General features: G+C 72.1%; 9 protein-coding genes. 8 read left to right on the plus strand and 1 reads right to left on the minus strand.

All coding sequences use genetic code 11. From position 1 onward, the window contains the following. Nucleotides 1-11 precede the first annotated feature (11 nt). Entirely contained in the window at nucleotides 12-1,022 is a 1,011-nt protein-coding gene (locus JOF37_RS12355) for a pyridoxal-phosphate dependent enzyme (RefSeq protein WP_210007089.1), read from the plus strand. Beyond that, on the plus strand, nucleotides 1,019-2,173 hold the full coding sequence (locus JOF37_RS12360; RefSeq protein WP_210007090.1) for a cystathionine gamma-synthase: 1,155 nt from the start codon (nucleotides 1,019-1,021) through the stop codon (nucleotides 2,171-2,173). The genes JOF37_RS12355 and JOF37_RS12360 overlap by 4 nt, the downstream gene beginning before the upstream one ends. Nucleotides 2,174-2,207: 34 nt before the next feature. Here the strand turns inward: JOF37_RS12360 and JOF37_RS12365 are convergent, their stop codons facing one another. Further along, on the minus strand, nucleotides 2,208-2,693 hold the full coding sequence (locus JOF37_RS12365) for a DnaJ family domain-containing protein (RefSeq protein WP_210007091.1): 486 nt from the start codon (nucleotides 2,691-2,693) through the stop codon (nucleotides 2,208-2,210). Nucleotides 2,694-2,765: 72 nt separating this feature from the next. On the opposite strand from JOF37_RS12365, the gene JOF37_RS12370 reads away from it, so the two are divergent. The 6 genes from JOF37_RS12370 to araA all read left to right on the plus strand — a co-directional run bounded on the left by JOF37_RS12370 (nucleotide 2,766) and on the right by araA (nucleotide 9,674). After that, the gene (locus JOF37_RS12370) at nucleotides 2,766-3,851 is read left to right on the plus strand and encodes an FUSC family protein (RefSeq protein ID WP_210007092.1); all 1,086 of its coding nucleotides are present in this window, start codon (nucleotides 2,766-2,768) and stop codon (nucleotides 3,849-3,851) included. Nucleotides 3,852-3,915: 64 nt separating this feature from the next. After that, complete coding sequence (locus JOF37_RS12375) at nucleotides 3,916-4,509, plus strand: PadR family transcriptional regulator (RefSeq protein ID WP_210007093.1); 594 nt, start codon at nucleotides 3,916-3,918, stop codon at nucleotides 4,507-4,509. 177 nt (nucleotides 4,510-4,686) lie between these two features. Next, a complete protein-coding gene (locus JOF37_RS12380) occupies nucleotides 4,687-5,349 on the plus strand; it encodes a hypothetical protein (RefSeq protein ID WP_210007094.1) in 663 nt (220 codons plus the stop codon). Between the two features lie 118 nt (nucleotides 5,350-5,467). Continuing rightward, nucleotides 5,468-6,472, plus strand: a complete 1,005-nt coding sequence (locus tag JOF37_RS12385) for a LacI family DNA-binding transcriptional regulator (RefSeq protein WP_210007095.1) — start codon at nucleotides 5,468-5,470, stop codon at nucleotides 6,470-6,472. A 75-nt stretch (nucleotides 6,473-6,547) separates the two neighbouring features. Beyond that, the gene (locus tag JOF37_RS12390; protein WP_210007096.1) at nucleotides 6,548-8,155 is read left to right on the plus strand and encodes a xylulokinase; all 1,608 of its coding nucleotides are present in this window, start codon (nucleotides 6,548-6,550) and stop codon (nucleotides 8,153-8,155) included. 16 nt (nucleotides 8,156-8,171) lie between these two features. Beyond that, a complete protein-coding gene (gene araA, locus JOF37_RS12395) occupies nucleotides 8,172-9,674 on the plus strand; it encodes an L-arabinose isomerase (protein WP_245338161.1) in 1,503 nt (500 codons plus the stop codon). The last annotated feature ends 1 nt before the right edge of the window (nucleotide 9,675 follow it).

Below are 9,675 nucleotides of genomic sequence, written 5' to 3' on the forward strand. Positions count from 1 at the left end.
AGGACACCCTCGTGCGTTACGCAGACAACATCGCCGAACTCGTCGGCAACACTCCGCTCGTCCGCCTGAACCGCGTGACCGGCGACATCGCCGCGACCGTGCTGGCGAAGATCGAATACTTCAATCCCGGCAGCTCCTCGAAGGATCGGATCGCGTCGCGCATCATCGACGCCGCCGAACGCGACGGCCTGCTGCGCGCCGGCGGCACGATCGTCGAGCCGACGAGCGGCAACACCGGTGTCGGGCTCGCCCTCGTCGCGCAGCAGCGCGGCTACCGCATGGTGTTCGTCGTGCCCGACAAGTTCGCCGGCGAGAAGGTCGCGGTGCTCAAGGCATACGGCGCCGAGATCGTCATGACGCCGACTAGCGTGCCCCCGGAGCACCCGGACTCGTACTACAGCGTCTCGGATCGCCTGGCGCGCGAGATCCCGGGCGCCTTCAAGCCGAACCAGTTCGACAACGCGAACGGTCCGCGCGCGCACTACGAGACGACGGGCCCTGAGATCTGGCGCGACACCGACGGGCGGGTCACCCACTTCGTCGCGGGCGTCGGCACCGGCGGCACCATCACCGGCACCGGCCGGTACCTGCGCGAGGCTTCGGGCGGAGCGGTGACGATCGTCGGCGCCGACCCGGAGGGGTCGATCTACAGCGGCGACGTCGGCCCCTACCTCGTCGAGGGCGTCGGCGAGGACTTCTGGCCCGGGACCTTCGACCCCGCGGTCGTCGACCGCTACGAGCGCGTCGGCGACCGCGAGTCCTTCGCGATGGCGCGCCGACTCGCTCGCGAGGAGGGGCTGTTCGTCGGCGGATCGTCGGGCATGGCCGTCGTCGCGGCGCTGCGCACGGCTCGCGGGCTCGGCCCCGACGACGTCGTGGTGGTGCTGCTGCCCGATCACGGCCGCGGTTACCTGTCGAAGATCTTCGACGACGACTGGATGCGCGCCCGCGGCTTCGCCGACCTCCTGACCGATCCGTCCGCCACCGACCTGCCCGTCACCGACCCGAGGAACGACGCATGAGCACCCACGATGCCGCCCACGGACTCGCGAGCCTCGCGGTCCACGCCGGCCAGCAGTTCGACCCCACGACCGGCGCCGTCATCCCGCCCGTCCACTTCTCGACCACGTTCGCACAGGACGGCATCGGCGGTCTGCGCGGCGGCTACGAGTACGGCCGGTCGGGCAACCCGACGCGCACGGCCCTGCAGCAGCAGCTCGCGGCGCTCGAGGGTGGGGCCCACGGCTTCTCGTTCGCGTCCGGGCTCGCCGCCGAGGACGTGCTGCTGCGCGTAGCGCTGCAGCCGGGCGACGAGGTGCTGCTCGGCAACGACGTCTACGGCGGCACGCACCGGCTGATCGCCCGCGTGCTCGCCCCGTGGGGCATCGGGCTCCGCGTCGTCGACATGAGCGACCTCGACGCCGTGCGGGCAGCCGTGAACGAGCGCGCGCCCAAGGTGCTGTGGGTCGAGACCCCGTCGAACCCCCTGCTGCGCATCACCGACATCGCGGGCCTCGCCGCGATCGGTCACGAGGCGGGGTCGCTCGTCGTGGTCGACAACACCTTCGCCACGCCCGCCCTGCAGCGACCGCTCGCCCTCGGCGCCGACGTCGTCGTGCACTCGACGACGAAGTATCTCGGCGGGCACTCCGACGTCGTCGGCGGCGCGCTCATCCTCGACGACGACGCGCTGGCCGAGCAGATCGGGTTCCTGCAGTACGCCGCCGGCGCGGTCTCGGGTCCCATGGACGCGTGGCTCACGACGCGCGGCATCAAGACGCTCGACGTGCGGATGCAGCGCCACAGCGAGAACGCCGGGGCCATCGCGGCGTTCCTCGAGGGGCACGACCGCGTTGCCCGGGTGTACTACCCGGGTCTGGCCGCGCACCCGGGGCACGAGCTCGCCGCGCGGCAGATGACGCGCTTCGGCGGCATGCTCTCGCTCGCGCTGGAGTCGGGTGAGGCGGCCCGCCGCTTCGCCGAGTCGACCCACCTGTTCCAGCTCGCCGAGTCGCTGGGCGGCGTCGAGTCGCTCGTGAACTATCCCGACGCCATGACGCACGCGTCGGTCCGCGGCACCGAGGCCGCGGTGCCCGTCGAGGTCGTGCGGCTGTCGGTGGGCATCGAGGACGTCGACGACCTGCTCGCCGACGTCGAGCAGGCGCTGCGCTGACGCGACCCGCTCCGTCGGTCGCGCCCTCGCCCGCTCAGCCGCGTCGGAAGAGGCGACGGCGGCGGGGCGGGTCGGCGCGGGAGTCGGATGCCGCGGCCGCGGCGGCATCCGCTCGTCTCGCCCGCCACGCAGCGATCTCGGCCTCGACGTCGCGCGTCGGGGTGACGACCGGAGGCCCGCCGAGGAGCTGACGCCGCGCCTCGATCACGCGACGGTTGAAGTCCGAGACGTACTCGCGGACGTCCTCCTCGCGCGTGAACGCGTCGGCGCGCTCGGCGAACTCGGCGTGCTCGGTACGCAGCATGAGCGCGGGCGGTCCCAGGCCGGTGAGCTGTTCGGTGCGGATCTTGCGCCGGATCCACCAGTCGGGATCGTGCTCGTCGCCCAGCCCCTCGATGGGCTTGCCGGCGCCGGGCAGGTTGTCGAAGTCGCCCCGTCGGATCGCCTGCTGGATGGACGTCTCGATGTAGGCCGCGCGTTCGCGCGGACCGGGCGGGGTGGCGGGGGCGTCGTCGCTCATGTCGTTCTCCTCCTCCAGGTTACGGTCGGACGCGGACGACGGCGCCGCTGTGCGACGCGAGAGAATGGAGCAATGCCCGCCGCCGATGCCGCTCCCGAGTCGTGGTGGCGGCGCGAGGCGGGCGAGCTCGGGCGCAGCCTGACCCGGTTCGGCCCCGCACCGGGCCCGCGCTGGCATCTGGGGCTGCAGGCCGCGACCGCGATGGCGGTGCCCGTCGTCGTCCTGTCGGCGTTGGGGCGGGAGAGCGTCGCCCTCCTGGCCGCGACGGGAGCCTTCGCGACGCTCTACGGCGGACGCCTCGCGCCGCGCGAGCGGATCGTCGTGGTCCCGATCGTCGCCGCCGTGCTGTGGGTGTGCGCGGCAGCGGGGGTGCTCGCGGGCGTGCTCGGGCCGGTCGTGGTGGCGGCAGGTCTCGTGGTGGTCGCCGTCGCGGCATCCGTCCTCGTCTTCGCGCTCTCGGTGGGGCCGCCGGGGCCGCTGTTCCCGGTCCTCATCTACGGGCTGTCGGCCCACGTGACGGCGCCGTCGGGGTCGCACCGCGGCGTCGATCCGGTGCTGTACCTCGGTGTCGTCGCGGCGTCGCTCGTGTTCGCCTGGGTCGTGACGGCGGTTCCGGCGCTGCGGCCGGGCCATCGCCGCACGCCGCCGCGCCGGCTCTCGGCACTCTTCCCGCGCGTGCACCGTGACGCCGCGACCCGCACGCTCGTCGTGCGGGCTGCCGTCGTCGCGATCGCCGGGACGGCGGCGTCGGTCGTCGTCGATCCCGAGCGCGCGTACTGGATCGTCGGTGCCGCGATCGCCGTGCTGGGGGTGAGTGTGAGTCGCCGCGTGGCGCTCTCGCGCGGCATCCACCGGGCCGTCGGGACCGCCGCGGGCGCGGGCGCCTACCTCGCGGTGGCGTTCGTGCCGCTGCCGGGGATCGTGCTGGGCCTGGTCCTCGGAGCGCTGCAGTTCGTCATCGAGCTCGTCGTCGTGCGGCACTACGCGCTCGCGCTGGTGTTCATCACCCCGCTCGTGCTGCTCATCCTGGGGGCGGCGGGCGGGAGCGGTCCCGAGCTGGCGGTCGAGCGCGTCGTCGACACCGCGGTCGGCGCCGCCCTCGGAACGCTCAGCAGTCTGATCGTGGTCCCGGGCAGGACGCCGCGCGCCGTGCAGTGAGCCGGTGGAGATACCGGGTATGTATATACTCGCGAATTGCATACCCGGTAGGGGAAAGGACAACATGTCGGTGCGATTGAGCCTGCTGGCGATCCTGGATCAGGGCCCGTGCTACGGGTATCAGCTGCGGGCGGAGTTCGACCGTCGCACCGGATCGACGTGGCCGCTCAATGTCGGGCAGATCTACAACACCCTCGATCGCCTGGAGCGCGACGGCCTCGTCGAGAAGGGCGCGGTCGACGAGCAGGGGCACGTGTACTGGCAGATCACGGATGCCGGTCGTGCCGAGGTGTCGTCGTGGCTGCGCTCACCCGTCGAGCGCCCCGCGGGCACGCGCGACGAGCTGGCCATCAAGCTCGCGGTGGCCGCGACGCTGCCGGGGGTCGACGTCGCCGACGTGATCCAGGCGCAGCGTCGCGCCTCGCTCGCCCAGGTGGCGGAGCTGCGCGCCGCGGTCTACCCGGGCGCGGATGCCGACGGCCCCGAGCAGCTCGCCTGGTCACTCGTCGTCGACTCGATGGTCTTCGCGGTCGAGGCGGAACTGCGGTGGCTCGAGCACGTCGAGCGGCGGCTGGAGCAGCGCCCCGAGCGCGCCCTGGGGCTCGAGCTGTCGACCGTCCGGCCCAAGCGCGGCCGGCCTGCTCGCAGCGCTGCGTGAGAGCCGTTCTCAGGCGACTGCCAGGAAACCGCCGCGATCCGCATGAGGGCGCGGATCGCCGCTTCGGGAATCGGGGCTTTTCCGCCCTTTTCGCGGTCATCGTCCAATCCGCATCCGGGGGGCGTCCCGGATAGTCCCACGTGCCGCAACCCTGCGGACGTGATGGAAGGAAGAGACATGCGTACGAACCTGAAGCGAGCAACGTTCTTCGGCACGGCGGGCCTCGGCGTCGCCGCGATCGCCACCGCCGGATTCGCTCTGCCCGCGTCGGCCGACGACAGCACGACCGTCGACTCGTCCACCACCGACACGAACACCTCGACCGACGTGTCGTCGTCGTTCGACGCGCTGTCGACGTTCATCGACGGCGTCCTCGACGCCAACGGCAACGCGGTCGGCGAGAACGCCGCCATCGGCAACCTCGGTCTCGACGGCGGCCTCGTCAACGGCCCGCTCATCAGCGACGTCGGCAACGGCGCGCTCCTGTCGGGCAACGACACCCCGATCGCCTCGGGCAACGAGACGAACGCCCCGATCGGCTCGGGCAACGACACCGCCGTGGACGCTCCGATCGGCTCGGGCAACGAGGTCGGCAACGGCAGCGGCAACGGCAACGAGGTCGGCTCGGGCAACGAGGCCGGCAACGGCAACGAGGCGGGCACCGGCAACCAGGCCGACACCGACCTCGGCAACGGCACCGACGTGGGCACGGGCGACGTCAGCACCGGCGACCTCACGAGCGGCATCGAGAACACCGTCGACAACACGGTCGACAACCTCGTCGGCGACGTCACGTCCGACGTCGACGACCTCGTGGGCGGCATCCTCGGCGACCGCTGATCCACGTCGCGGCGCTCGTCTCCGAGCGTCGCTCCGACTCCGCACGGGCGGCATCGACTACGGTCGGTGCCGCCCGTCGGCGTGCCAGGGGGCGGAGGTCGCCCGCTAGCCTGGCGAGATGAGCGAAGAGGCGCACGGCCGGATGCGCGTGGGCGTGCGGGATGTCGCTGCGGCGGCCGGCGTGTCGACGCAAACCGTCTCGCGCGTGCTCAACGATCATCCGCACATCCGCCCCGAGACGCGTGAGCGCGTCGTCGCCGCGATGGCCGAACTCGGATACCGCGTCAACAACGCCGCCCGCAGTCTCGGGACGGCGACGACGCGCACCATCGGGGTGCTGGCCTCTGACACCGACCTGTTCGGCCCCGCCGCGGGCATCGCCGCGCTCGAGCGCGCGGCCCGATCGGCGGGGAGGTGGATCGCCACGGCGTACGCCGACGGCGTCGACGCCGCGAGCGTCACCGAGGCCGCGGAGCACCTGCTGGCCCAGGGCGTCGACGGCATCGTCCTCGTCGCGCCGCACACCACCGCGATCGAGGCGCTGGGCGTCGCGCGCCCGGGCGTGCCGATCGTGTCGCTCCACGGCGCCGCAACAGTGGCCGGCGGCGCGCAGCGGCAAGCCGAGGGTGCCGCGCTGGCCGTCGAGCACCTCGTCGCGCTCGGACACCGTCGTATCGGGCGGGTGTCGGGTCCGTCGGAATGGCTCGAGGCGATCGCCCGCGACCGCGGCACGGCCGACGCTCTCGCGCGTCACGGCCTGAGCGCAGCGGGCCGGTGGGCGGGGGACTGGTCCGCCGGGTCGGGCGCGGCTCTCGCGGCCCCGGTCGCCGACGCGCTGCGAGGCACCGACCCGCCGACGGCTTTCGTCGTCGCGAACGACCAGATGGCCCTCGGCCTGATGTCGGGTCTCGACGCGCTCGGGGTGTCGGTGCCGGGCGACGTCAGCGTGGTGGGATTCGACGACCACCCGGATGCCGCCTTCTACCGGCCTGCGCTGACGACCGTGCGCCTCGACATCGCGGGCGAGGCGCGGCGATGCGTCGCGGTATTGCTGGGCGAGCCCCGTCCCGCAGACCCGGAGGCGCCGCGCCTCGTGGTCCGATCGTCGACCCGATCGCACTGAGCCGGAGTGCGTCGAGCGGAGGAGTGGTGCTCGACCGGGTGTTACCGGTAACATGATCGCACCGCGGCTCGACCAATGGAGGCATCCGTGACCAACAGCGCCACTCGCGACGACATCGTCGCCGGTCGCACCAGTCTGGGCATCGAGTTCGGCTCGACGCGTATCAAGGCGTGCCTCATCGGGCCCGACCCGACCGACGTCATCGCGACGGGATCTCACGCGTGGGAGAACCGCTTCGAAGACCGGCGGTGGACATACTCCCTCGACGACGTGTGGTCGGGGCTGCAGGCGGCCTACGCCGATCTCGTCGCCGAGGTGCGAGCACGCTACGACGTGACGCCCGAGACCTTCGGGGCGATCGGCGTCTCGGCGATGATGCACGGCTACCTCGCTTTCGACGAGGCCGATGATCTGCTGGTGCCGTTCCGTACGTGGCGCAACACGAGCACGGGTCCGGCCGCGGCCGAGCTCAGCACGCTGCTGGGCATCAACATCCCCCTGCGCTGGTCGATCGCGCACCTGCACCAGGCGGTGCTCGATGCCGAGCCGCACGTCGGCGACATCCGATTCGTCACGACCCTCGCCGGCTACGTCCACAGCCGCCTGACGGGCGAGAAGGTGCTCGGTGTCGGCGACGCGTCGGGCATGTTCCCCATCGACCCCGCGACGCGCGACTACGACCAGCGCCGCGTCGACCTCTTCGACGCCCACGCGGCGGGCCGGCTGCCCGCCGACCTGCGCTCGCTGCTGCCGGCCGTGCGCGTGGCCGGAGAAGCCGCCGGGACGCTGACGTCCGCGGGCGCGGCCCTGCTCGATCCGTCCGGTGTGCTGCGTCCCGGCGTCCCGTTCTGCCCGCCCGAGGGCGATGCGGGAACCGGCATGGTCGCGACCGCCGCGGTCGCCCCGCGCACCGGCAACGTCAGCGCCGGCACGAGCATCTTCGCGATGGTCGTGCTCGAGCGTCCGCTGCAGAGCATGCACCACGAGATCGACGTCGTCACGACCCCCGCGGGCGACCTCGTCGCGATGGTGCACTGCAACAACGGCGCCAGTGAGCTGGCCGCGTGGGCGGGTATGTTCGAGCGGTTCTCGGCCGCCGCGGGCTTCCCGCTCGAGCCCGACGCCGTCTACGAGGCGCTCTTCCGCGAGGCTCTCGCCGCCGAGGCGGACGCCGGCGGGCTGCTGGCCTACAACCACCTGGCCGGTGAACCGATCGCCGGCACCGACGAGGGGCGTCCGCTCTTCGTGCGCACGCCCGACAGTCGCTTCACCCTCGGCAATGCGATCCGCGCGCAGCTGTACGGGGTCTTCGGCACGCTCGCCCTGGGCATGCGCGTGCTCGACGCCGAGGGCGTCGCGCTCGACCGCATGTTCGCGCACGGCGGGATGTTCCGCACCGCCGGCGTCGCGCAGCGATTCCTCGCCGCAGCCCTGGGTGCACCCGTCGCGGTCGGTGAGACCGCCTCGGAGGGCGGGGCCTGGGGCATCGCCGTCCTCGCCGCCTACCTCGGCCACAGCGCCGAGCTCGACCTCGACGCCTACCTGCAGCAGCGCGTGTTCGCTGCGGCATCCGTCGACGTCGCCGAACCCGACGCAGCGGATGCCGCCGGCTTCGCCGCCTACCTCGACCGATACGACGCCGGCCTCGCGATCGAACGCGCCGCCGTCGCCGCCCTCTCGTAACCCGGAAGAAGAAATCATGACCCTCTCCACCTCGCTCGAGCAGTACACCGTCTGGTTCGTCACCGGCAGTCAGAACCTCTACGGCGATGAGACCCTCCGTCAGGTCGCCGAGCAGTCCCAGCAGGTCGTCGCCGGTCTCGCGGGCCTGCCCGTCCGCGTCGAGTGGAAGCCGGTGCTCAAGGACTCCGAGTCGATCCGCCGCCTGGCGCTCGACGCCAACGCCGACGACTCGGTCATCGGCGTCATCGCGTGGATGCACACCTTCAGCCCGGCGAAGATGTGGATCACCGGCCTGGACGCGCTGCGCAAGCCGCTGCTGCACCTGCACACGCAGGCGAACGTCGAGCTGCCCTGGGCCGACATCGACTTCGACTTCATGAACCTCAATCAGGCCGCCCACGGCGACCGCGAGTTCGGCTACATCCAGACGCGTCTCGGCGTTCCCCGCAAGACCGTCGTGGGCCACGTGTCGAACCCCGCCGTGGTGCAGCAGATCGAAGACTGGGAGCGGGCGGCCGCGGGCTGGCAGGCCGTCCGCACCCTCAAGCTCGCCCGGTTCGGTGACAACATGCGCTACGTCGCGGTCACCGAGGGCGACAAGACCGAGGCCGAGCTCCAGTTCGGCGTGCAGGTCAACACCTGGGGCGTCAACGAGCTGGCGGATGCCGTCGCCGCAGCGACCGAGGAACAGATCGACGCCCTCGTGGCCGAATACCTCGACGCGTACGACGTCGCCGACGAGCTGCGGCCCGGGGGCGAGCGCCACCAGTCCCTGCGCGACGGCGCGGCGATCGAGGTCGGCCTGCGCTCGTTCCTCGAGGAGGGCGGCTTCGGTGCCTTCACGACCTCGTTCGAAGACCTCGGTGCACTCACGCAGCTGCCGGGCCTCGCGGTCCAGCGCCTCATGGCCGAGGGTTACGGCTTCGGCGCGGAAGGTGACTGGAAGACGGCCATCCTCGTGCGCGTCGCCAACGTCATGGGCGCGGGTCTCCCCGGCGGCGCGAGCCTCATGGAGGACTACACGTACGACCTCGTTCCCGGCTCCGAGCGCATCCTCGGCGCCCACATGCTCGAGGTCTCGCCGTCGCTGACGACCGCGAAGCCGCGCCTGGAGATCCACCCGCTCGGTATCGGCGGAAAGGACGACCCGGTCCGCCTCGTCTTCACGGCCGACCCCGGACCGGCACTCGTGGTCGCCCTCAGCGACATGCGCGACCGCTTCCGCCTGACGGCGAACGTCGTCGAGAACGTCGAGGCGCCCGACCTGCCCAAGCTGCCGGTCGGCCGCGCGATCTGGAAGCCGGCCCCGGACTTCGCGACGTCGGCCGCGTGCTGGCTCGCCGCCGGCGCTGCGCACCACACCGTCATGACCACCGCGGTCGGCATCGAGGTGTTCCGCGATTTCGCCGAGATCGCCGGCACCGAGCTCGTCGTCATCGACGAGGACACGACGGTGCGAGGATTCCAGAAGGAGCTCCGCTGGAACCAGGCCTATTACCGCCTCGCGCGGGGCCTGTGAG

This window comes from Microbacterium imperiale (assembly GCF_017876655.1).
Classification (GTDB): Bacteria; Actinomycetota; Actinomycetes; order Actinomycetales; family Microbacteriaceae; genus Microbacterium; species Microbacterium imperiale.